Source organism: Pectobacterium parvum (assembly GCF_020971565.1).
Classification (GTDB): Bacteria; Pseudomonadota; Gammaproteobacteria; order Enterobacterales; family Enterobacteriaceae; genus Pectobacterium; species Pectobacterium polare.
Genome location: NZ_CP087392.1, coordinates 2,291,711 through 2,315,454, shown reverse-complemented (window position 1 = coordinate 2,315,454; position 23,744 = coordinate 2,291,711). Strand labels below are relative to the sequence as shown.

The 23,744-nt window shown below is 52.5% G+C and carries 18 protein-coding genes and 1 pseudogene; 15 read left to right on the top strand and 4 right to left on the bottom strand.

Features of this window, described 5'->3' with window-relative positions:
• Nucleotides 1-36 precede the first annotated feature (36 nt).
• The 6 genes from mnmA to LOZ86_RS10475 all read left to right on the top strand — a co-directional run bounded on the left by mnmA (nucleotide 37) and on the right by LOZ86_RS10475 (nucleotide 7,045).
• Nucleotides 37-1,143, top strand: a complete 1,107-nt coding sequence (mnmA, locus tag LOZ86_RS10500) for a tRNA 2-thiouridine(34) synthase MnmA (RefSeq protein WP_039480068.1) — start codon at nucleotides 37-39, stop codon at nucleotides 1,141-1,143.
• 2 nt (nucleotides 1,144-1,145) lie between these two features.
• The gene (gene hflD / locus LOZ86_RS10495; RefSeq protein ID WP_039480065.1) at nucleotides 1,146-1,784 is read left to right on the top strand and encodes a high frequency lysogenization protein HflD; all 639 of its coding nucleotides are present in this window, start codon (nucleotides 1,146-1,148) and stop codon (nucleotides 1,782-1,784) included.
• Nucleotides 1,785-1,906: 122 nt separating this feature from the next.
• Complete coding sequence (gene purB, locus LOZ86_RS10490; protein WP_039480063.1) at nucleotides 1,907-3,277, top strand: adenylosuccinate lyase; 1,371 nt, start codon at nucleotides 1,907-1,909, stop codon at nucleotides 3,275-3,277.
• Between the two features lie 243 nt (nucleotides 3,278-3,520).
• On the top strand, nucleotides 3,521-4,210 hold the full coding sequence (gene phoP / locus LOZ86_RS10485) for a two-component system response regulator PhoP (RefSeq protein WP_039480061.1): 690 nt from the start codon (nucleotides 3,521-3,523) through the stop codon (nucleotides 4,208-4,210).
• Complete coding sequence (gene phoQ, locus LOZ86_RS10480) at nucleotides 4,207-5,661, top strand: two-component system sensor histidine kinase PhoQ (protein ID WP_039480059.1); 1,455 nt, start codon at nucleotides 4,207-4,209, stop codon at nucleotides 5,659-5,661. The genes phoP and phoQ overlap by 4 nt, the downstream gene beginning before the upstream one ends.
• Nucleotides 5,662-5,923: 262 nt before the next feature.
• Nucleotides 5,924-7,045, top strand: coding sequence for a ribosomal protein uL16 3-hydroxylase (locus LOZ86_RS10475; RefSeq protein ID WP_039480057.1), 1,122 nt, complete (start codon nucleotides 5,924-5,926; stop codon nucleotides 7,043-7,045).
• Between the two features lie 78 nt (nucleotides 7,046-7,123).
• Here the strand turns inward: LOZ86_RS10475 and pepT are convergent, their stop codons facing one another.
• Complete coding sequence (gene pepT / locus LOZ86_RS10470; protein ID WP_039480056.1) at nucleotides 7,124-8,356, bottom strand: peptidase T; 1,233 nt, start codon at nucleotides 8,354-8,356, stop codon at nucleotides 7,124-7,126.
• A 359-nt stretch (nucleotides 8,357-8,715) separates the two neighbouring features.
• Here pepT and potA point away from each other — a divergent pair, with 359 nt between their 5' ends.
• The 6 genes and pseudogenes from potA to LOZ86_RS10440 all read left to right on the top strand — a co-directional run bounded on the left by potA (nucleotide 8,716) and on the right by LOZ86_RS10440 (nucleotide 14,312).
• Nucleotides 8,716-9,831 (top strand): spermidine/putrescine ABC transporter ATP-binding protein PotA, encoded by a 1,116-nt coding sequence (gene potA, locus LOZ86_RS10465; protein WP_039480054.1) that lies wholly within the window; start codon nucleotides 8,716-8,718, stop codon nucleotides 9,829-9,831.
• Nucleotides 9,815-10,675: a spermidine/putrescine ABC transporter permease PotB gene (gene potB / locus LOZ86_RS10460; protein ID WP_039480053.1), complete on the top strand. Its 861-nt coding sequence runs from the start codon at nucleotides 9,815-9,817 to the stop codon at nucleotides 10,673-10,675. The genes potA and potB overlap by 17 nt, the downstream gene beginning before the upstream one ends.
• The gene (potC, locus tag LOZ86_RS10455) at nucleotides 10,672-11,448 is read left to right on the top strand and encodes a spermidine/putrescine ABC transporter permease PotC (protein ID WP_230243138.1); all 777 of its coding nucleotides are present in this window, start codon (nucleotides 10,672-10,674) and stop codon (nucleotides 11,446-11,448) included. Before potB ends, potC begins: the two co-directional genes overlap by 4 nt.
• A gap of 89 nt (nucleotides 11,449-11,537) precedes the next feature.
• Entirely contained in the window at nucleotides 11,538-12,581 is a 1,044-nt protein-coding gene (gene potD, locus LOZ86_RS10450) for a spermidine/putrescine ABC transporter substrate-binding protein PotD (protein WP_039480050.1), read from the top strand.
• Between the two features lie 209 nt (nucleotides 12,582-12,790).
• Nucleotides 12,791-13,423, top strand: a pseudogene (locus LOZ86_RS10445) (YbhB/YbcL family Raf kinase inhibitor-like protein).
• Nucleotides 13,424-13,445: 22 nt separating this feature from the next.
• A complete protein-coding gene (locus LOZ86_RS10440; protein ID WP_039480048.1) occupies nucleotides 13,446-14,312 on the top strand; it encodes an AraC family transcriptional regulator in 867 nt (288 codons plus the stop codon).
• Nucleotides 14,313-14,467: 155 nt separating this feature from the next.
• Here the strand turns inward: LOZ86_RS10440 and prc are convergent, their stop codons facing one another.
• The 3 genes from prc to LOZ86_RS10425 form a co-directional block, all read right to left on the bottom strand.
• Entirely contained in the window at nucleotides 14,468-16,483 is a 2,016-nt protein-coding gene (gene prc / locus LOZ86_RS10435; protein WP_039480046.1) for a carboxy terminal-processing peptidase, read from the bottom strand.
• A gap of 19 nt (nucleotides 16,484-16,502) precedes the next feature.
• Nucleotides 16,503-17,246 carry an RNA chaperone ProQ gene (gene proQ / locus LOZ86_RS10430; protein ID WP_039480045.1) on the bottom strand — a complete coding sequence of 248 codons (744 nt, stop codon included), beginning with the start codon at nucleotides 17,244-17,246 and terminating at the stop codon, nucleotides 16,503-16,505.
• Nucleotides 17,247-17,330: 84 nt separating this feature from the next.
• Nucleotides 17,331-17,837: a GAF domain-containing protein gene (locus LOZ86_RS10425; protein ID WP_039480043.1), complete on the bottom strand. Its 507-nt coding sequence runs from the start codon at nucleotides 17,835-17,837 to the stop codon at nucleotides 17,331-17,333.
• A gap of 312 nt (nucleotides 17,838-18,149) precedes the next feature.
• Between LOZ86_RS10425 and yebS the strand changes: the two genes are divergently transcribed.
• The 3 genes from yebS (at nucleotide 18,150) to rsmF (ending at nucleotide 23,655) form a co-directional block, all read left to right on the top strand.
• Complete coding sequence (gene yebS / locus LOZ86_RS10420) at nucleotides 18,150-19,427, top strand: membrane integrity lipid transport subunit YebS (protein ID WP_230243137.1); 1,278 nt, start codon at nucleotides 18,150-18,152, stop codon at nucleotides 19,425-19,427.
• The gene (locus tag LOZ86_RS10415) at nucleotides 19,417-22,056 is read left to right on the top strand and encodes a PqiB family protein (protein WP_039480040.1); all 2,640 of its coding nucleotides are present in this window, start codon (nucleotides 19,417-19,419) and stop codon (nucleotides 22,054-22,056) included. The genes yebS and LOZ86_RS10415 overlap by 11 nt, the downstream gene beginning before the upstream one ends.
• Nucleotides 22,057-22,200: 144 nt before the next feature.
• The gene (gene rsmF / locus LOZ86_RS10410) at nucleotides 22,201-23,655 is read left to right on the top strand and encodes a 16S rRNA (cytosine(1407)-C(5))-methyltransferase RsmF (RefSeq protein ID WP_039480038.1); all 1,455 of its coding nucleotides are present in this window, start codon (nucleotides 22,201-22,203) and stop codon (nucleotides 23,653-23,655) included.
• Nucleotides 23,656-23,744 lie beyond the last annotated feature (89 nt).

The following is a 23,744-nucleotide window of genomic DNA, read 5'->3' as shown; positions in this document are numbered from 1 at the left end:
TCAATGCGTCAGTAAATTTCAGTTCGTGAGACTCCCATGTCAGATAACAGCCAGAAAAAAGTGATTGTCGGTATGTCCGGCGGTGTTGACTCCTCCGTTTCCGCTTACCTGTTACAGCAACAGGGCTATCATGTTGAAGGCCTGTTCATGAAGAACTGGGAAGAGGATGACGACACGGAATATTGCTCAGCGGCCACCGATCTTGCCGATGCGCAGGCCGTTTGCGACAAACTGGGTATCGAATTACATACCGTCAACTTTGCCGCTGAATATTGGGACAACGTTTTTGAACTCTTCCTTGAAGAATACAAAGCGGGCCGTACCCCCAACCCCGATATCCTGTGCAATAAAGAAATCAAATTCAAAGCCTTCCTGGAATTCGCCGCCGAGGATCTCGGGGCAGACTACATCGCGACAGGCCACTATGTTCGTCGTCACGACGTTGACGGTAAGAGCCGTTTATTGCGCGGCATGGACGGCAACAAAGACCAGAGCTATTTTCTTTATACGCTGAGCCACGAGCAGATCGCACAGAGCCTGTTCCCGGTCGGCGAACTGGAAAAGCCGCAGGTACGTAAAATTGCTGAAGAGCTGGAACTGGCAACCGCGAAGAAAAAAGACTCTACCGGTATTTGCTTCATCGGTGAGCGCAAATTCACCGATTTTCTGGCGCGCTACCTGCCTGCACAGCCAGGTCCGATTCTGTCCGTCGATGACAACAAACCGATGGGGCAGCATCAGGGGTTGATGTACCACACGCTGGGGCAACGCAAAGGTCTGGGTATTGGCGGCGTCAAAGATGGCGGCGAAGATCCTTGGTACGTGGTGGATAAAGATGTCGCCAACAATATTCTGTATGTCGCACAGGGCCACGAACACCCTCGCCTGATGTCGTACGGTTTAATCGCACAGCAGCTACACTGGGTCGATCGTCAGCCGCTCACCGCTGAATTACGTTGTACGATGAAAACCCGTTATCGTCAGGCGGATATCCCCTGCACCGTCACGCCACTGGGCGACGATCGCATTACCGTGCGTTTTGATGAGCCTGTCGCAGCCGTGACTCCAGGCCAATCCGCCGTCTTTTATCTGGACGACGTTTGCCTTGGCGGCGGCATCATCGAAGAACGCTTACAGGAGTAACCGTGGCTAAGAATTATTATGAAATTACGCTGGCGTTAGCAGGCGTTTGCCAATCGGCGTATGTAGTCCAGCAGTTGGCCCATACGGGTAGCTGTAATAACGATGTGCTGCATACCGCGCTGAACAGCGTTTTGAATCTCAATCCGGCGTCCACGCTGGCCGTTTACGGTAATGACGAGCAAAAGCTGAAAGTTGGGCTGGAAACACTGTTAGGGATTCTGAATACCAGCAGCAATAAAGGCGCGGGTGCAGAACTATCGCGCTACGCTTTCAGCCTGATTGTGTTAGAGCGCAAGCTGAATGCGAAGTCTGCTGCGCTTGACGAATTGGGCAAACGCATCGGGCAGTTGGAGCGCCAACTAGAGCATTTCGAGCTGCTCTCCGAAACGATTGTGAGCGCGTTGGCTGCCATTTACGTGGATGTCATCAGTACGCTGGGGCCACGTATTCAGGTTACCGGTTCACCGGAAGTGCTGAAAAACAGTCAGGTGCAAGCTAAAGTGCGCGCGGCACTGCTGGCCGGAATCCGCTCTGCGGTGCTCTGGCAGCAAATTGGCGGCGGACGCCTACAGCTGATGCTCTCACGCGGCAAGTTGGTTAAAGAAGCAAAACAGATATTGGCGCGTTGCCCAGCCGATTGATGGTATTCTTGCCGTTATGAGCGACGCTGGTGTGATGCCAGCGTCACGAAATGATTATTGTTAAAACTACTGTCCTTATCGAAATTAATCGTTATTGAAACCAATCTCAGGAGTTGCTTGCGATGGAATTATCCTCACTGACCGCCGTTTCCCCTATTGATGGACGCTACGGCGATAAAGTCAGCACGTTGCGCACCATTTTCAGCGAATTCGGTTTGCTGAAATTCCGTGTGCAGGTTGAAGTACGTTGGCTGCAAAAACTGGCAGCCTGTGCAGAGATCCAGGAAGTTCCTGCATTTGACGCTGACGCAAACGCTTTCCTTGATAAAATTGTCGCTGAATTCAGTGAAGAAGATGCGTCCCGCATTAAAACGATCGAGCGTACGACCAACCACGACGTGAAAGCCGTGGAGTACTTCCTGAAAGAGAAAGTTGCCGCTATTCCGGCGCTGCACGCCGTCAACGAATTCATTCACTTCGCCTGTACTTCAGAAGACATCAACAACCTGTCTCATGCGCTGATGCTGGATACCGCTCGCCGCGATGTGATCCTGCCGCACTGGCGTCAAATCATTGATGCGCTGAAAACGCTGGCACAGGAATACCGCGATATCCCGCTGCTTTCCCGTACACACGGCCAGCCCGCTACGCCGTCCACTATCGGTAAAGAGTTCGCTAACGTGGCTTACCGTATGGACCGCCAATATCGCCAACTGCAACAGGTTGAGATTCTAGGCAAGATTAATGGTGCCGTCGGTAACTATAACGCCCATCTGGCAGCCTACCCAGAAGTGGACTGGCACCAGTTCAGCGAAAGTTTTGTTACCTCACTGGGTATCAACTGGAACCCGTACACCACGCAGATCGAACCGCACGATTACATCGCAGAGCTGTTTGACTGCATCGCGCGTTTCAACACGATTTTGATCGACTTTGACCGTGATATTTGGGGCTACATTGCCCTGAATCACTTCAAGCAGAAGACGATTGCTGGCGAAATCGGTTCCTCCACTATGCCGCATAAAGTTAACCCGATTGACTTCGAAAACTCGGAAGGCAACCTGGGTCTGGCGAATGCCGTTCTGGGGCATCTGGCTAGCAAACTGCCGGTTTCCCGTTGGCAGCGTGACCTCACTGACTCTACCGTACTGCGCAATCTGGGCGTCGGCGTGGGCTATGCGCTGATTGCGTATCAAGCCACGATGAAAGGCATCAGCAAACTGGAAGTGAACCGCGATCGTCTTGCTGACGAACTGGATCACAACTGGGAAGTGTTGGCAGAGCCGATCCAAACAGTGATGCGCCGCTACGGAATTGAAAAACCGTACGAGAAGCTGAAAGAACTGACCCGTGGCAAACGCGTTGATGCTGCCGGTATTCAGGAGTTTATCGATGGTTTGGAATTGCCAGAAGCGGAAAAAACGCGTCTGAAGACGATGACACCAGCCAACTATATCGGCCGTGCTATCGCGATGGTCAATGACCTGAAATAATCCTCTATCACGACTCTCTCTGGCGGGCGCCCTGCCCGCTAGTTCTTAGCTACATTAACAATTACTCAGCATTTTCACACCGTTTACATTCGGTTTACTCTCTACTATGGATAATTCAGTGGGTAAAATAGACTATTCTCCTTGTATATAACTATGATATGTACGGGCGGGAAATGCGTAAAACATGGTGTAATAAAATTGTACGATAAACATCACCATTTCTATTCGACAGAGGATATCGCAATGCGGATTTTGGTCGTTGAAGATAATGTATTATTACGCCATCATTTGACCGTTCAAATGAACGAAATGGGGCATCAGGTCGATGCAGCATCTGATGCCAAAGAAGCAGACTATTTTCTACATGAAAATACACCAGATATCGCCATTCTCGATCTGGGATTGCCCGATGAAGACGGCATGAGTATGATCCGTCGCTGGCGCGCCCGTCAGGTCAAACTCCCGATTCTGGTATTGACCGCCCGTGAAGGCTGGCAGGACAAAGTTGCGGTGCTCGAAGCCGGGGCAGACGATTACGTGACCAAGCCGTTCCATATGGAAGAAGTCGTGGCACGTTTGCAAGCGCTGATGCGGCGCAACAGCGGACTAGCATCGCAAGTCATCAGCATGTTCCCCTTTGAGATCGACTTATCACGCCGCGAACTGATGATCCACGGCAACCCGATCAAGCTCACCGCGTTTGAATACACAATTATCGAGACGTTGATTCGCAACAAAGGAAAAGTCGTCAGCAAAGAGTCACTGATGTTACAGCTGTACCCCGATGCAGAACTGCGGGAGAGTCACACCATCGATGTGCTGATGGGTCGACTACGTAAGAAAATTCAGCAGGCAGAGGCACCGGATGTCATCAATACCATACGCGGACAAGGATATCGCTTTGATATAGATACTCCTTCAGGATCAGCATGAGCGATAGAAAGCTACCGTTCTCGCTTCGTATTCGTTTTTTACTCGCGACAGCGGCCATCGTACTGGCGCTGTCGCTGGCTTATGGCATCGTTGCGATTATCGGTTATAGCATCAACTTTGATAAAACGTCATTCCGTTTACTGCGCGGTGAAAGTAACCTTTACTACAGTCTTGCACAATGGCGCAATAACCAGTTGAATATCGTCACGCCCCCCGACATTGATATCAATTTCCCCACGCTGGTGTTGATATACGATGAACATGGCAATATGCTCTGGCGCGAAAAATACGTTCCCGAGTTGGAAGCGCTAATCAATCCAGAGTGGCTGAACAAAACGGCCTATCACGAACTGGATACCGATACGAATACCAGCAGCGCAGTATTAACGGGCAATACCTTACTGCTGGGCAATCTGCGAGCGCTGAATGGCGCGCAGAGTCATGCGTTAACGCACTCCATCGCCGTGAACGTTTATCCAAAGACCGAGCATCTCCCCTCCATCACGATTGTTGTGGTCGATCGCATCCCGCAGGAGCTTCAGCAGGAAGATATGGTGTGGGAATGGTTCAGCTATGTATTAATCGCCAACCTTCTGCTGGTGCTTCCCCTGCTGTGGCTGGGCGCTCACTGGAGCCTGCGTCCTATTCAGCATTTGGTAAAACAGATCGCAGAGCTGGAGAAAGGCTCGCGCGAACAGCTGGATGAAAATCCGCCGCGCGAGTTGTTCAGTCTGGTAAAAAACCTGAATATTCTGCTGAATAACGAACGCCAGCGCTACCATAAGTACCGCACAACGCTCACCGACCTCACCCATAGCCTGAAAACGCCGCTGGCGGTTTTACAGACCACGTTACGCGCGCTGCGAACCGGCAAAGAGATCACGATCGATCAGGCTGAACCCATCATGCTGTCGCAGATCAGCCGCATCTCACAGCAGATTGGTTACTACCTGCATCGCGCCAGCGTGCGCTCTGAACATAATCTACTGATACGCGAAGTGCATTCGGTTCCAGCGCTGCTGGATGGCCTGTGTTCCGCGTTAAATAAGGTATATCAGCGCAAGGGCGTGGTGTTGACGCTCGATATTCCGCCCGAGTTGACCTTTGTCGGTGAGAAGAATGATTTCATGGAAGTGCTCGGCAATATTCTCGATAACGCCTGTAAGTACTGTCTGGAGTTTGTCGAAATTAGCGTGCAATACTCCGATCACAAACTGCACCTAATTATTGATGACGATGGCCCCGGCATCCACGAAAGCAAGCGCGAAATGATTTTCCTGCGTGGGCAACGTGCAGACCGTATGCGCCCCGGACAAGGTATCGGCCTTGCCGTTGCCGTCGAAATTATCGAACAGTATCAGGGTGAGATCCTCATCAGCGACAGCGCACTGGGCGGTGCCCGAGTCGAAGCTATTTTCTCCCGCCAAAACCTGAGCCAGAATGAGGGGTGAAAAGCGGTACAGCGCACGATGCTTCCGCTATACTCGTCATACTTCAAGTTACATGTACGTTGGCTACGTTCACTCACCCGAATCACTTACCTGAGTAAGCTCATCGGGACTCCTTCTCTTGCCGCCTGCATGAAACTCGAATTATTTAGAGTATCTATTTATCGCCAAAATACTGATTGTTTTAAAATGCTGATTATTTCAAGAAAAATCATATCTTCAAGAACAGTCATTTCCTCAAAAAAACAAGTTTCTGGAAAACAGTATGGACTATCAGCTCAATCTCGACTGGCAGGATTTTTTAGCGAACTACTGGCAAAAACGTCCGCTCCTGATTAAAGGCGGTTTTACACATTTTATCGACCCGATTTCACCTGACGAACTCGCAGGTCTAGCGTTGGAAAATGAGGTTGATAGCCGTCTGGTCAGCCATCAGAATGGACGTTGGCAGGTCAGCCACGGTCCTTTCGAGAGCTACGATCATCTGGGGGAAAGTAACTGGTCGCTGCTGGTACAGGCCGTCGATCACTGGCACGAGCCCTCTTCTGCCTTGATGCAGCCCTTTCGACAGCTGCCGGACTGGCGTACCGATGATTTGATGATTTCATTTTCCGTTCCCGGCGGTGGCGTAGGGCCACATCTGGATCAGTATGATGTTTTCATCATTCAGGGAACGGGGCGTCGCCGCTGGCGCGTCGGTGAAAAAATCCCGATGAAGCAGCACTGTCCGCATCCTGATCTGCTTCAGGTCGATCCGTTTGACGCCATTATTGATGAGGAACTGGAGCCGGGCGATATCGTCTATATTCCACCGGGTTTCCCGCACGAAGGCTATTCGCTGGAGAACTCGCTGAACTACTCGGTAGGTTTCCGTGCACCGAATGCTCGCGAGCTGGTCAGCGGCTTTGCGGATTATGTGCTTTCCCGCGAACTCGGCAGCTATCGCTACAGCGACCCCGAGATCCCCTCCCGCGATCATATCGCCAGCGTACTACCACAAGAGCTGGATGCGCTGCAAAAAATGATGCTGGAGCTGGTGCAGCAGCCGGAGCATTTCCAGAACTGGTTTGGCGAATTTATTTCCCAGTCCCGTCACGAGCTCGATCTCTCACCGCCGGAGCCACCTTATCAGGCAGGCGAGGTGTATGAATATCTGCAACAGGGTGAACCGCTGCGTCGTTTAGGCGGCCTGCGGGTCATCTGCGTTGGAGATAGCTGCTTCGTGAACGGGGAAAAAGTAAACAGTACGCACAAAGCGGCGCTGTTTGCACTGGCTGAGCATCCTGCTATTGGTGCAGAACAACTGGGCGATGCGCTGGACGATCCCTCTTTCCTCGCACAGCTCACCGTGCTGATCAACAGCGGTTACTGGTACTTCGCGGATTAAGACCCATCTTGAATACGGGTTAGTACAACGATAAGGCGGGACTTTCCCGCCTTATTCATTTCTGCAAAATGGAAACACTTACGGCTTCGCGCGCAGCGCCGTCAGTTCGGCAATGCGCATAATCACAGACACCGCCTTTTCCATGCCTTCCAGCGTGACAAATTCATGTTTGCCATGATAGTTGTAGCCGCCGGTAAACAGATTCGGGCACGGTAGTCCTTGAAATGACAGGTGTGCGCCGTCGGTGCCGCCGCGAATCGGCTTCATATTCGGCTCAATGTCGCAATCCCGCATCGCCTGCTGCGCCAACGCAATAATATGCGGATGCTGCTCAACCTGCTCACGCATGTTGTAATAGGTATCGGTAATCGTGACTTCAATATAGCAATCTGGGTGCAGCCCTGCGCCGACCTTTTCCGCAATATCCAGCATCGTCTGTTTACGCTGTTCAAAGCCGTTGCGGTCAAAATCCCGGACGATGTAATGCAAATCTGCGCGTTCCACAGAGCCTTTCATGGTGTGAAGATGATAGAACCCCTGATAGCCGTCCGTCTGCTCCGGCGATTGACTCTCCGGCACATGCTGGTGATAGCGAGAGGCCAACGTCAGCGCATTCACCATCACGCCTTTGGCGCTACCGGGATGTACATTGTTGCCCACGATTTTCACCTGAACCGATGCGGCATTAAAATTCTCATACTCCAGCTCGCCGACACCACCGCCGTCCACGGTATAAGCCCACTGTGCGTTAAACGCGTTGACATCAAAAAATTGAGCACCCTTGCCAATTTCTTCATCAGGCGTAAAGGCTATGCGAATATCGCCGTGCGGTAACTGGCTTTTCTTCAAACGCACCAGCGCGGTAATAATTTCCGCGATCCCCGCTTTATCATCCGCCCCCAGCAGCGTTTTGCCGTCTGTGGTAATCAGCGTGTGCCCCAGTAGCTGATGTAACACCGGGAACATCACGGGTGACAGTACTTCGTCCCCCACGCCCAAGGCAATATCACCGCCGCGGTAGTTTTCCAGAATCTGCGGATTAACATTCTTGCCGCTAAAATCCGGTGACGTATCCATATGTGAAATAAAGCCAATGGCCGGAACGGGCCAGGCAACGTTTGCCGGAAGCGTCGCCATCAGGCAACCTTGTTTGCTCAACACCACTTGCTCAAATCCCAGTTCGAGCAGTTCCTGCTGCAACGCACGCGCCAGTTTCAACTGACCGTCGGTGCTCGGCACCTGTCGAACGCCGGATTTAGACTGTGTATCGAACGAAACGTAATTCAAAAATCTGTCGAGTAATCTATCCATCTTATTTATGCCCCCTGAACCCTGAAAGGCATTATGGATAGGGCTCCCACGGTAAATATTGCGTCAGGTCAGTTTTTTTCCGATTTAACAAACCGGCAGACCAGAATTCAGGCCAAAAAGCGGTGAACACGTCACGAAGAATGCCCAAATCAGGTAACAATCGGGAAACATACGCCCTCATTCATTGGCTGAATCGCCACCAATTGGCAGTAAGTGGGTCACACAAGTTGGCGTCAGGCAGCGTTTCCCGTAAAATGCCGCCCTTAACTGCGCACGCTAGCTGAAAGGTGATAACCCTTGGTACGATCGCAACGGACATACCGTTGGTCGGCCAAATCAGGACATAGAGCTATACCTTAATGAAAGAAAACTCCCTGACTGTGCCGGTCGTTGAATTGCTCAACGTCCATAAAGGCTTTGATGGTAAAGACATCATTTCGCATTTTAATCTCACCATTAATAACGGTGAGTTTCTGACGATCCTCGGGCCATCCGGCTGCGGCAAAACCACCGTACTGCGCCTGATTGCCGGTCTGGAAACGGTCGATAGCGGCAACGTCATGCTGGAAAAGCAGGACATCACCCACCAGCCCGCCGAGCAGCGACACGTTAATACCGTATTTCAAAGCTACGCCCTGTTTCCTCATCTCAGCGTGTTTGAGAACGTGGCATTCGGCCTGCGCATGCAGAAAACACCTGCCGCAGAGATTGCGCCACGTGTGATTGAAGCACTGAAAATGGTGCAGTTAGAAGAGCTGGCGCAGCGTCGCCCACATCAGTTATCCGGTGGCCAACAGCAACGTGTCGCCATCGCCCGCGCCGTCGTCAATCAGCCGAAGGTTCTGTTGCTGGATGAATCCCTGTCCGCGCTTGATTATAAACTGCGCAAGCAGATGCAGAACGAACTGAAGGCGCTACAACGCAAGCTAGGTATCACCTTTATTTTCGTCACGCACGATCAGGAAGAAGCACTGACCATGTCTGACCGCATCGTCGTGATGCGAGATGGACGCATCGAGCAAGACGGCACGCCGCGTGAAATCTACGAAGAGCCAAAAAACCTGTTCGTCGCCAGTTTTATCGGTGAAATCAACATCTTTGATGCCGTGGTGCTGGAGCAGTTAGACGAACAGCGGGTGCGTGCTCAGGTCGAAGGCCACGAATGCGTTATCACCGTCAGCTTTCCCGTCAACGTCGGGCAACACCTCAACGTGCTGCTGCGACCGGAAGATTTACGCGTCGAAGAACTGGGCGACGGCATGCAGGCGGAAGGCATGGTGGGCTACGTCCGTGAGCGCAACTATAAAGGCATGACGCTGGAATCCAACATTGAGCTGGAAAACGGCAAGATGGTCATGGTCAGCGAGTTCTTTAACGAAGACGATCCCGACTTCGACCATTCACTCAACCAGAAAGTAGATGTCACCTGGGTGGAAAGTTGGGAGGTAGTCCTGCACGATGAAGAAGTCGCGTAAACGCTTTCAAAACATCATTATCACACTCATCGTTGCCTGGCTGGTGCTGTTTGTTTTCCTGCCCAACCTGATGATCATCGGAACCAGTTTCCTGACGCGCGATGACACTCATTTCGTCAGCCTGGTCTTTACGCTGGAAAACTATACGCGACTAGCCGATCCGCTTTATGCCTCTGTGCTGCTGCATTCGCTGAACATGGCTGCTATCGCCACGCTCTGCTGTCTGCTGCTGGGTTACCCGTTCGCCTTTATTCTGGCGCGCTTACCGAAAAAAACTCAGCCCCTGATGCTGTTTCTGCTGATTGTGCCGTTTTGGACTAACTCGCTGATCCGCATTTACGGCCTGAAAATCTTTCTGAGTACACGCGGCCATCTGAATGAATTTCTACTCTGGACGGGCCTTATCGATACGCCGATCCGGATTATGTACACCTCCGAAGCGGTGATTCTCGGACTGATTTATATCCTGCTGCCGTTCATGGTGCTACCGCTCTACTCCAGCATTGAGAAGCTAGATAAATCCTACCTTGAAGCCGCCCGCGATCTGGGTGCCAATAAATGGCAAACCTTCATTCGCGTCGTCATCCCGCTGACCATGCCGGGGATTATCGCTGGCTGCCTGCTGGTGCTGCTGCCTGCCATGGGCTTGTTCTTCGTTGCCGATCTGATGGGCGGGGCCAAGAATTTGCTGATCGGTAACGTCATTAAAAGTCAGTTCCTTAATATCCGCGACTGGCCGTTTGGTGCCGCCACCAGCATCTGCCTGACGCTGGTCATGGGCGTACTGCTATTTATCTATTACCGCACGGCCCGCCTGCTGAATAAAAAGGGAGAGCTGGAATGACCGGATGCTTAATCCGCGGTGGATTTATGTCCATCATTTACGCTTACCTGTATATCCCGATCATCATTCTGATTGTGAACTCGTTTAATCAGGCGCGTTTCGGCATCAACTGGCAGGGGTTTACGCTGGACTGGTATCGGCTGCTGATAAACAACGACAGCCTGCTTCAGGCCGCACAGCACTCACTGACGATGGCCGTTTTTTCTGCAACATTCGCCACGCTGATTGGCTCACTGACGGCCGTCGCGCTGTATCGCTACCGCTTTCGCGGCAAGCCTTTTGTCGGCGGCATGCTGTTCGTGGTGATGATGTCACCGGATATCGTTATGGCGATCTCACTGCTGGTGCTCTTCATGCTGCTGGGCATCTCGCTCGGATTCTGGTCGCTGCTGTTTTACCATATCACGTTCTGCCTGCCGTTTGTGGTAGTGACGGTCTATTCGCGCCTGAAAGGCTTTGACGTGCGGATGTTGGAAGCCGCGCGCGATTTGGGGGCCAGCGAAGTGATTATTCTGCGCAAAATCATTCTGCCGCTGGCTATGCCGGCAGTAGCCGCCAGTTGGCTGCTCAGCTTTACGCTGTCGATGGATGACGTAGTGGTATCCTCGTTTGTCACCGGGCCCGCGTATGAGATTCTGCCGTTGAAGATTTACTCGATGGTAAAGGTCGGCGTATCCCCAGAAGTCAACGCGCTGGCAACGATTTTACTCATTCTGTCGCTGGTGATGGTGCTCAGTAGCCAGCTGATTTTACGCGATCGCACCGGAAAGTAAGGTAGTGGCGAGCACGATGAATACTGTTATTTTCATATCTGCTGATATCAGTGGGTATTTCCTTTGGGACCTGTAAGGAGGTAAACATAATGAAAAAGTGGCCACACCTACTGGCAGCCTGCGCGATGGCGTTTGGCATCAGCACCGCCAACGCCGATGATGGCAAAACGCTCTATTTCTATAACTGGACCGAATACGTGCCGCCGGGCCTGTTAGAACAGTTCACTAAAGAAACGGGCATCAAGGTGATTTACTCCACCTATGAATCCAACGAAAGTATGTATGCCAAGCTGAAGACCTATAAGGACGGTGCTTACGATCTGGTTGTGCCTTCAACTTATTTCATCTCTAAGATGAGCAAAGAAGGCATGCTGCAAAAGATTGATACTAGCAAGCTCAGCAACTTCCATAATCTCGACCCAAATCTGCTGCACAAATCCTTCGACCCAAATAACGACTACTCCATTCCCTATATCTGGGGCGCAACGGCGATTGGCATTAATCATGAAATGATTGACCCTGCCAGCGTTACCCGTTGGGCCGACCTGTGGGATACAAAGTACAAAAACAGCCTGCTGCTGACAGACGACGCGCGTGAGGTGTTCCAAATCGCTCTGCGTAAACTGGGTTACTCCGCGAATACCACCGACCCTAAAGAGATTGAGGCGGCCTATAAAGAACTGCAGGCTCTGATGCCGAACGTGCTGACATTCAACTCAGACAACCCCGGCAACCCGTTCATTGAAGGTGAAGTCAATCTGGGTATGGTGTGGAATGGTTCTGCCTACGTGGCGCGTCAGGCAGGTACTCCGCTGGATGTCATTTGGCCCAAAGAAGGCGGCATCTTCTGGATGGACAGTCTGGCGATTCCGGCCAATGCCAAAAACGTTGACGGTGCGATGAAGCTGATCGACTTCCTGCTGCGCCCAGAAGTCGCGGCACAGGTCGCGGAAACTATCGGTTATCCAACGCCAAATCTGGCGGCGAAAAAATTACTGCCGCCAGAAGTTTCAGGGGACAAAACGCTGTACCCGGATGATGAAACCATCGCGAAAGGCGAATGGCAGAATGACGTTGGCAGCGCCAGCACGCTGTATGAAACCTACTTCCAGCAGCTAAAAGCCGGTCGTTAATCACACGCGCTACACCGATACACATCCGACTAAGTCACAGCGGCTTCTCTTATGGGAAGCCGTTTTTACATCACCCGGCAAGTCATAACATCAAAACCACTCAAATTGACCGCTAAAATCATTATCCTGACGGCATTAGGAAAATAATTACGCGCAGCTTCTTCTATAATGATTCCACACCCACCGGAATCACGATAAGGAGCACCACCATGCTGCAACTCTCCAGCCACAGTTTTCAGGACGGCGAAACTATTCTGGGCGAATTTGCGTTTGCCGTGCCGGACGCCACTAGCCACATTGCGCAGTCTTCTAACCACAATCCCCATCTTGCCTAGCACGGCGCGCCCGAAGGGACACAGTCTTTCGTATTGATCTGCCACGATCCAGATGTACCCAGCCGTGGTGACGATGTGAATCAGGAAGGTCGCGAAGTTAGTGCCTCTCTGCCGCGTGTCGATTTCTACCATTGGCTATTGCTGGACATTCCAGCCAGCATTAATGAAATTCCTGCCGCCTCACATTCCAGAGGCATCACACCGCGTGGGAAAGCAGGCCCGGATGCACTGGCAGGGCTCCGACACGGCATCAATGATTACACAGGCTGGTTCGCCACGGACGAACAGATGAAAGGTACCTACTATGGCTATGATGGTCCTTGCCCACCGTGGAACGATGCAATCGTCCATCATTACATCTTCACTCTCTACGCTCTCGCGACGCCTGCTTTAACGATAGAAGGTGAACTTAACGGAGCGAATGTACGCGCTGCGCTGGCTAACGCACCGGTATTGGCAGAAGCGACACTCACCGGGCTGTATACGCTGAATCCAGCATTATCATGATTTGTTATAAGAATGACTGGCTATGAGCGTGACCGCTTTACGCCCTGCTTCTCCGTCTCTCATTGCAGAGGCGGACTGGCGATTGCCATCAGGCCAGCCGCTACAGCGGTATGGCCTGTGTGCGCTAGCTCAGCCTCACTTGCGTACGCCACAGCAGACAACGCGTTTCCATTTCTATGAGGCCACGCTTCTGCTGGTTCTCTCTGGCAGATTAACCATTTTTGAACAGAACGAAACGACGGTTGTCGACACGCCGTCTCAGCTTTGCCTGATTACACCTGACGCAAATGCCGATCTGGCGAAAACGCTCGGCGGCCATGACTCCGCTTTCCGGTCGATCTTTCTGACGTTTTCATCCGCGCTTCTGGCGCGGTTTTATCATCGCTATCCTGATGAATTCCCCGCTACGCATCATCCCCGCCCCTTCACTACTCTCGCGCTGGATAACGATCTCTCCTGCACATTGCAGTATCTGGTTGAAGGGATCACGGGCAACACACTTAATGAATCACGTCTCGAACTGCGGCTGATGGATATGCTGCTGGCGCTGTCAGAACGGGGATATCGTTTTGGCGCACCGCCACAGCCCAGCGTTACCGCTCAGTTACGTGCACTTATCAGCGAAGAGCCGGAACACCACTGGACCGCACAGTCTGCGGGTCGCCTGCTGGCGATGAGCGAGGCCACGCTGCGCCGGAGGCTATCCGCCGAGCAGACGCGTTTTGAAGTGCTCTTGCTGGAGACGCGAATGCAACACGCGATGATGCTGGTACAGACAACGTCATGGAGTATGCAGCGTCTGGCCGAAGCCTGCGGGTATAAATCCTCAGCACGTTTTTCCGAACGGTTTAAAACTCGTTTTGGCTGTTCGCCAACCAAGATTCGTTAGTCCGTCATTGACGGTGCAGTGCTGTCATTCTGTAGCGTTCAACAACGAACATATCCAAAAACAACGATTAGGTTCAAAAAAAAGCGCCCTGTCGGATAAACCCACAAGGCGCTTGATGATCTCAGATGCTCAGAACGATTTTAGCGTATGACTCTTTACTCTTTCTCTTCCTGTGCCAAATCGTTAGCGATTTTCACCGTTTCATCCAGATAAGGATCGGGTGCCTGATAGTCCTTCGGCAGATCTTCCAGTGATTTGAGCGGTTTTTTACCTTCTCTCGTCAGTCGATCGTTAATCCGCTTCAGACGCATCGCTTCATCATCGTCATTCTCTTTCTCGCGCTGGGCAAGATTGAGCGACACGATGTTACGCTTATCCTTCAGCGCGTTGTAGCGGGCAATATCTTGCGCGACATACTGGAACTCAGGATCTTTGGCGATACGCTCCTGATGATGTTCATTCAGTTTGCTAATCAGTGCCTTCAGATCGTTGCTCTTCGTGTAGTTAGCCGCTTTGATGCTGTCCCACGGTAACGCGTTGTCTTCAAATTTCTCACCGGTATCGACCGTTTCCGTACCGGTTGGCATCATCACGTCAGGCGTCACGCCTTTCATCTGAGTACTGCCACCGTCAATACGATAGAACTTCTGAATCGTGTATTGCACGGAGCCCAGCGCTGGCCAGTCAGGACGCAGCATCTGATCGTAAATCCGATTCAGCGAGCGATACTGCTGCACGGTGCCTTTACCAAACGTCGGTTCACCCACGATCAAGGCGCGGCCATAATCCTGCATCGCCGCCGCGAAGATCTCGGAAGCGGAAGCACTGAAGCGGTCTACCAGCACCACCAGCGGGCCTTTGTAATACACAATGCCGTCGGTGTCGCTGTCTTCGCGCACTTTACCATTATTATCGCGTACCTGAACCACAGGGCCGCCTGGGATAAACAGACCGGAAAGCCCTACCGCTTCCGTCAGCGCACCGCCGCCGTTAGTACGTAAGTCAATCACAATGCTGCTGACGTTCTGTTTTTCCAGCTTCTGGAGCTGAACCTTCACGTCATCCGTCAGGCCGACATAGAAACCGGGGATGTCCAGGACGCCGACTTTATCCTTGCCGACCGTCTTGACGGACATTTTAACCGCGCGGTCTTCAAGGCGAATACGCTCACGCGTCAGCGTAACAATGCGGGTTTTCGTCCCTTTGCCAGCAGGCAGGATTTCCAGACGGACCTTGCTGCCTTTCGGGCCTTTAATCAGCGCAACGACATCATCCAGACGCCAGCCGATAACATCCACCATTGGCTTGCCGCTTTGGCCTACGCCAACTACGCGGTCACCGACGGTAATGTTTTTGCTTTTCGCTGCCGGACCGCCTGGCACCATGGAATTAATCATGGTGTAGTCGTCATCCATCTGCAGCACCGCGCCAATCCCTTCGAGAGACAGGCTCATTTCGGTATTGAATTGCTCGGTATTACGCGGTGACAGGTAGCTGGTATGCGGGTCGATTTCACGCGCAAAGGCGTTCATGGCGAGTTGGAAAACATCTTCGCTGTTGCTCTGCGCCAGACGGCGAATGGCAAACTGGTAACGCTTGGTCAGCGTCTCTTTGATGTCTTTATCATCTTTACCGGTCAGCTTCAGGCTGAGCCAGTCATATTTTACCTTGGCATCCCACAGGCGGTTAAGTTCACCCGCGTTCTGCGGCCAAGGGGCTTTGCTGCGATCGAGCTCAAACGTATCATTGCCCGTCAGATCGACCGGTTTATCCAGCAGCGACAATGCATATTGAAAACGCTCAAACCGACGCTTCTGCGCCAGATTGTACAACGCGTACGGAATATCCAGTTGACCGGATTTCAGCGCGTCGCCCAACTGGGCTTTTTGCCCGGAAAATTGTGCCACATCAGAGGCCAACAGCACGTTGTGGCTGTAGTCCAGCATATTGAGGTAGCGGTTAAAAATTTTCTCAGAGAACTGCGCATCCAGCATAAACTGGCGATAGTGCGAACGCAGGAAACGTGAGGCCACCCTGTCGCTAACGGTAGCATGTTGAGGCTCCTGATGTAGCTGAGGAATCTGTTCAACACGCGTAATGTTTTCATTTGCAAAACTAGAGCCCGCCAGCAGTAAACCTGCGATGGCGGTTATTTTGACTAAGTTGTTCATGCCCAGGTTGGCCTCCGTATCAGAACTGCAAGTGTTCTGCGCGTACAATCATTGCCAATCCAGAAGCCAATTGTACTCTGACTTCGCCTTTGGCAATTTCAAGCACGGTGGCGTCCATGGCGTCTTTGCCGGCTCTGACTTTGATTTCCTGACCGATTTGCAGTTTGGAAACATCCGTAACCGCTACCCGTTGACGCTCATTACTGGCAGGCTTTGCCTGACGAGATTGAGCATTCTCGGATTGCTGAGAAGAAGGCTGCGATCGGCCGGAAGAAGGCTGACGTGGATTACGCGGTGCGTTGTTTCGAGATGCATTGTTTGAAGCATCACGGCGCGGCGCACGTTTCTGAGCGGGACGAGGCGTACGCGCTGCTTCTGCCGATTCTCCGGCTGCTTCACGTTTCTTCGCCTGTTGCTCAGCACGCTGAGCCTGAACTCGCGCTTTCGCTTCTTCCAACTGCTTACGAGCATGATCGACATGCTGCTGTTCCAACTCACCGCATGGGTTACCATCCAGATCCACACGTTGGGCACCCAATTTTACACCGTACAGATACCGCCAGCTTGAGGTATAAAGACGCAGCGCAGAGCGTAATTGCGTCTTACTGACGTTATCGGACTCCGATACACGCTCAACAAGATCCTGAAAAATACCGATCTTTAACGGACGAGTTTCACCTTCAGTGGTGAAACAAAGCGGGAACCGCTCTGCCAAAAAGGCAATGACTTCTTTACTACTGTTCAACTTAGGTTGATTTTCCATGAAATTTCCTGATTACAACGGGTTTGCCAACCGGCGCAGGCATGAACAGGCGTCATTATAATGACGCTATCGGCAATTGCCACGTTAACCTTGCTTCAACGTGAGAGAATTGATGAATGTCATCATATCGCTCGCGTCCAGTTGAGCACAAAGCACGCTAACTACGGCCTTCAGCCCCTCTTCATCATCCGCGTCAAAACGCTGATAAAGGGTACTGTCAATATCCAGAACGCCAATCAGTTGCCCCTTAACGACAAGCGGTAGCACAATTTCAGCATTACTCGCGACATCACAGGCAATATGACCGGGGAACGCATGGACATCATCCACGCGTTGAATGCGACTTTCAGTTATCGCCGCACCGCATACGCCTTTGCCAACCGGAATACGCATACAGGCAACCTTGCCCTGAAATGGTCCCAAGAAAAGCGTGTCGTTATCCAACAGGTAAAACCCTGCCCAATTAACCCCATCCAAACGCTCAAACAGCAGCGCACTACTGTTTGATAAAATCGTAATAAAACGGTTTTCATCCGCGATAAGCGATGACATATCGCGAATGAGATCCTGATAAAATTCTTGTTTATTCATGCTTGTTTATTCATGCTTGTTTATTCATAAAGTATATTGTTGTCTTTTCAAAACAGTGCGAACAGTTTCCACACAGACTACATTAGCATCGGTTACAGAATGCCATAAGATTCGCGCCTTCGCGCGAAGAATCATCCGCTTTACTGTACCGTTGTCATGCATATCGTGCTATTTCCGTTGGCAAAATAATATCGGGCAGAGATCAGAACCTTAATTATGAATTTATCATTCAGTGGACCTTCAGTTACACTGAATAGCTGTGAATACGTTATCCATCGTGGACTTAACACCTTTTACCGGATCGCAGGAAAGATGAAAATACATAATATAGTCAGTCCTGCGCCGTTTTCCTCTCCCCGACCGCCGCTAGCGGGTGGTGCGAAAAACGCCGCGTCCGCAATCGATCGCTATCATCGCTGCTCGGAATGCGATGCCTTTTTTGCACTGCCGCAGTTGAAGCGTACCCAGACGGCGAATTGTCCACGCTGCGATGCCAAAGTCAGTTCAGGCAGAGACTGGAGCATTTCCCGGTTGGCGGCGATGGCCGTCGCCATGCTGGTCCTGATGCCGTTTGCCTTCACCGAACCGTTGATCAGTATTCGCCTGTTGGGTGTGACCATCAATGCCAGCCTGTTCGAAGGCATTTGGCAAATCACCCGTCAAGGACATCCACTCACGGCAAGCATGGTTGCCTTCTGTACCGTTGGTGCCCCGCTCACGCTGGTTTTTTCTCTGCTGTACCTGTTTTTTGCTCCCCGAATTGGGATGAACCTGCGCCCCATTTTGCTCATGTTGCAACGGCTAAAAGAGTGGATGATGCTGGATATCTATCTGGTCGGCATGGCCGTCGCCGCAATCAAAGTCCGTGAATTCGCGGATGTTCAGGCAGGTATCGGGCTGGTCGCCTTTCTGGCGCTGATGATCTTAAGCCTGTTGACGCTGATCCATTTAAATACTGACCAGCTTTGGCAGCGATTTTATCCGCGCATGAGGCCGTTGATTTCGCCGGATCGCTATCGAATCTGCCTTTCCTGCCATTTCACCAGTTCGCCCGACAACCGAGGACGCTGCCCCCGTTGCCACATTCCGCTTCGCTTGCGTCAGCGGCAAAGCCTGCAAAAATCCTGGGCAGCGCTCATTGCTTCTATAATTTTACTGTTCCCCGCCAACCTGTTGCCCATATCGATGATTTATGTCAACGGCGCGCGGACGGAGGACACGATTTTCTCCGGCATTCTTTCGCTTGCATCAGGCAATGTTCCGATTGCGCTGGTGGTCTTTATCGCCAGTATTCTGGTGCCGTTTACTAAGGTTATTGTGCTGTTCGGGCTGCTGGTGAGTATCCATCTCTGCTCAGAAGGCAACATAATGATGCGCATGAAGATGCTGCGCGTTATCCGTTGGATCGGTCGCTGGTCCATGCTCGATTTATTTGTGATTGCTCTGACGATGTCGCTCGTCAATCGCGATCAATTACTCGCTTTCACCATGGGGCCAGCTGCCTTTTACTTTGGCGCAGCAGTGATTCTCACTATCCTTGCCGTTGAATGGCTGGATAGCCGACTGATGTGGAATAACAATGCAAGATAATACGCCTGGGACACCAACTGAAGCTACCGTGAAGAACAAGCGTCGCCTGTCGCCGTTTTGGCTGTTGCCGCTGATTGCGTTGATGATTGCCGGCTGGCTGATTTACACCAATCAGCAGGAGCGCGGCACAACGGTCACTATCGATTTTGTCTCCGCTGACGGTATTGTCGCCGGGCGTACCCCCGTGCGCTATCAGGGGGTCGAAGTCGGCACCGTACAAAATATCAAGCTGAGTGAAGACCTGCGCACCATACAGGTCGAAGCCAGTATCAAAAGCGACATGAAGGAAGCGTTGCGCAGCGGCACGCAGTTCTGGTTGGTTACCCCGAAAGCGTCTCTCGCTGGGGTGTCAGGGCTGGATGCGCTGGTGGGCGGTAACTACATCGGCATGATGCCCGGCTCTGGCGAGCCGCAAGAGCACTTTTCCGCACTGGATACGCAGCCCAAATACCGCCTGAATACCGGAGAACTGCTGATTCATCTCCATGCCGACGATCTCGGTTCACTGAATACCGGCTCGCTGGTTTACTACCGTAAAATCCCGGTGGGGAAAGTCTACGATTACACCGTTTCCCAAGATAGCCACGGTGTGATGATTGACGTGCTGGTTGAACGCCGCTTTACCCATCTGGTGAAGAAAAATAGCCGCTTCTGGAATGTGTCTGGCTTTAATGCGGACATTAGCGTCAGCGGCGCAAAAATTGAGATGGAGAATCTGGCGGCGCTGGTTAACGGCGCGATCGCGTTCGATTCACCGGAAGAGAGCGAGAATGCGGGTGCCGAGCAATCCTACCGTCTCTATCCCGATCTGGCGCAAAGCCAGCGCGGTGTAAAAATCACGCTGGATTTACCTTCCGGCGACAGCCTATCCGAAGGGCGCACCCCGCTGATGTATCAGGGATTGGAAGTCGGCACGCTAAATAAAATCACGTTGAACCCAGACAACGGCAAGGTCAGCGGAGAGCTCATCATCGATCCTTCCGTTATTTCGCTGATGCGGGAAGGCACGCGTATCGAACTCAGCAAGCCCCAGCTTTCGCTCAGTGACCTGAATGTTTCACGTCTGCTGAGCGGCCCAACGCTGACGCTCATCCCCGGCGAAGGCGAACCGCGACAGCATTTTGACGTACTGGATAGCGGGCAACAGCAGCTCACCCAACCCGGCGCGCTTTCTATTCAGCTCACGGCCGCACAAAGCTATGGCATTGATAGCGGTCAACCCGTGCTGCTGCACGGCGTGCAGGTCGGTCAGGTAGTGAAGCGCACGTTGGACGAACAAGGTGTCAGCTTCCTTTTGGTGATCGAGCCGCGATATCGCCAGTTATTACACCGTGACAGCAAATTCATCGTGAACAGCCGTGTGAATGTGAAGATGGGGCTGGATGGGATTCAAGTGTTGGGTGCCAGCGCGCAAGAATGGGTCAGCGGTGGTATTCAGGTTTTACCGGGCAGCAAAGGTGAGGTTCAGACACGTTACCCGCTGTTCAGCGATCTCGAAAAAGCCGAAGAAGGCATTCGCGGTGCCACGCCTTCCCCGACACTCACCTTAGTGACCGACAGCCTGCCGGATATTCAGGATGGCTCTATCGTGCTGTACCGTAAGTTCCAGGTGGGCGAAATCATGCGGGTGCGGCCGAAGGCGGATACCTTTGAGGTTGACGTTTATATTCGTCCCGAACACCGCAAGCTGCTGACGGAAAACAGCGTGTTCTGGGCAGAAGGCGGAGCCCGTGTGCAGTTGAATACGTCGGGCCTGACCGTGCAGGCATCCCCGCTGAACAGAGCGCTTAAAGGGGCGATCAGTTTTGACAATCTGGAGGGCGCCCCGGAAATTAAAGGCGGCAAACGCGTCCTGTATAACAACGAAACGGCGGCGCGCGCCGTGGGGAGTCGCATCATTCTGCGCACCTACGATGCCAGCAAACTCGCGCCGGGCATGCCGATCCGCTATCTGGGAATCGATATCGGCCAGTTGGATTCGCTGAAGCTATCCGAACAGCGTAATGAAGTGCTGGTGCAGGCTGTTCTCTACCCTGAATACGTGCGTAATTTCGCCCGTTCTGGGACGCGTTTTTCCGTCGTCACGCCAGAAATTTCCGCCGCCGGTGTGAATCATCTGGAGACGTTATTCCAACCTTATATCAACGTCGAACCGGGTAACGGCAGCGTAACACGCAATTTTGAGTTGCAACAGGCAACTATCTCCGATTCTCGCTATCAGGACGGCTTGAATATCAGCGTTGATGCGCCGGAAGCGGGCGCATTGCAGGTTGGTACGCCAGTGCTGTTCCGCGGCATTGAAGTCGGTACGGTAACCGGGCTGTCGCTGGGCACGCTTTCCGATCGTATCGCGGTGTCGCTGCGCATCAGCAAACGCTATCAGCATCTGGTACGCGACAATTCCGTCTTCTGGCAGGCTTCGGGTTACAACCTGGAATTCGGATTGGTTGGCGGCGTCATCAAGAGCGGAACCTTCCAGCAGTTCATTCGCGGCGGTATCGCGTTTGCCACGCCACCCAGCACGCCTCTCGCCCCCAAAGCACAGGAAGGAAAGCATTTCCTGCTGAGGAACGAAGAGCCCAAAGAGTGGCGCCAATGGGGTACGGCGATTCCGACACCGAATAATTAATGCTTACACCTGACGGGGCGGCGATGGTCGCCCTGTCGTTTTCACGTGCCGTCTCGCCGTTTTCACATAATGTATGAAGGATCCGTGCTACACTTCGCCGCTTCTTCCCCTCGTTTTACAGAATAACCTGTACGGAACCTCGCCGTGGCAAAATTTACCCCAGCCAACCTACCTGCTGAATTTCTCGACACTATGCGGGACATCATGCCTTCATCCCTTTCGATGGAGGATTTTATTGCCGCCTGCCAGCGTCCGCTGCGCCGGAGCATCCGCGTGAATACGTTAAAAATCAGCGTCGATGCCTTTCTTCAGCTTGTGCAGCCTTATGGCTGGCAGCTTGAGCCGATTCCCTGGTGTCAGGAAGGTTTCTGGCTGCTGAATGCGGAAGAAGAAAACACGCGGCTAGGCAATACGCTGGAGCACCTGAGCGGGCTGTTTTATATTCAGGAAGCCAGCTCCATGCTGCCCGTCAGCGCCCTGTTCCATCGTAACGATGCGCTGGAAACAGTTTTGGATGTCGCGGCTGCGCCGGGCTCCAAGACGACTCAGATTGCCGCGAGACTGAATAATGAAGGGGCTATCGTCGCCAACGAGTATTCAGCCAGCCGGGTAAAAGTGTTGCATGCCAACATCAGCCGCTGCGGCGTCAGCAATACCGCGATTACACACTTTGACGGGCGGGTTTTCGGTGCAGCGCTGCCGGAATATTTTGATGCGATTCTGCTGGATGCCCCGTGCTCGGGTGAAGGCGTGGTGCGTAAGGATCCCGCGGCGATGAGCCACTGGTCGCAAGAGAGCATTACCGATATTGCCGCCACACAGCGCGACCTGATTCTGAGCGCGTTCCATGCTCTGAAGCCCGGCGGCGTGATGATTTATTCCACCTGTACGCTGAATAGACAGGAAAACCAACAGGTCTGCCGTTGGTTGCAGGCACAGTTTCCTGATGCGTGCGAATTTGAATCGTTACACGATCTCTTCGCTGACGCCGAACGCGCCATAACCGAAGAAGGCTTCCTGCACGTCTTCCCACAGATTTATGACAGCGAAGGCTTCTTTGTTGCCCGTTTGCGGAAAACCGCCAGCGTGCCACCGCTACCGCGGCCTGGCTATAAAGTGGGTAAATTCCCGTTCTCTCCGATCCCGCCCAAAGACAGTGCGTTACTTACACAGGCGGCAGGCAAACAGGGCATCCACTGGGATGAGACGTTACTTCAGCTGTGGCAGCGTGATAGCGAGATCTGGCTCTTCCCTGCGGCGCTGACCTCCGCTTTTGGCAATATCAGATTCTCACGTATTGGCCTTAAGCTCGCTGAGCGTTTCCCCAAAGGTTTCCGCTGGCAGCATGAAGCCATTGTCGCTCTGGCCGATCCGAACGCGAAGAATGCCTACGCGCTAACCGATCGCATCGCCTGCGAGTGGTTTCAGGGTAAAGACAGCTACCCAGAACCGCTTCCTACTGCGGATGAGCTGATTTTAACCTACCAAAACACGCCTGTCGGTCTGGCAAAACGTATCAGCAGCCGGATAAAAAACAGCCTGCCACGCGATTTAGTGCGAGATGGCGCATCCGCTGCCCAGCCTCTTTCTAAAGAATAAATGCGGTTTCTGCATCAGGTGGCGATAAAACCACCTGATGAACCGCCCGTTCTCCCTTTCCTCACTGATTTTCATCTACAATTATCCTG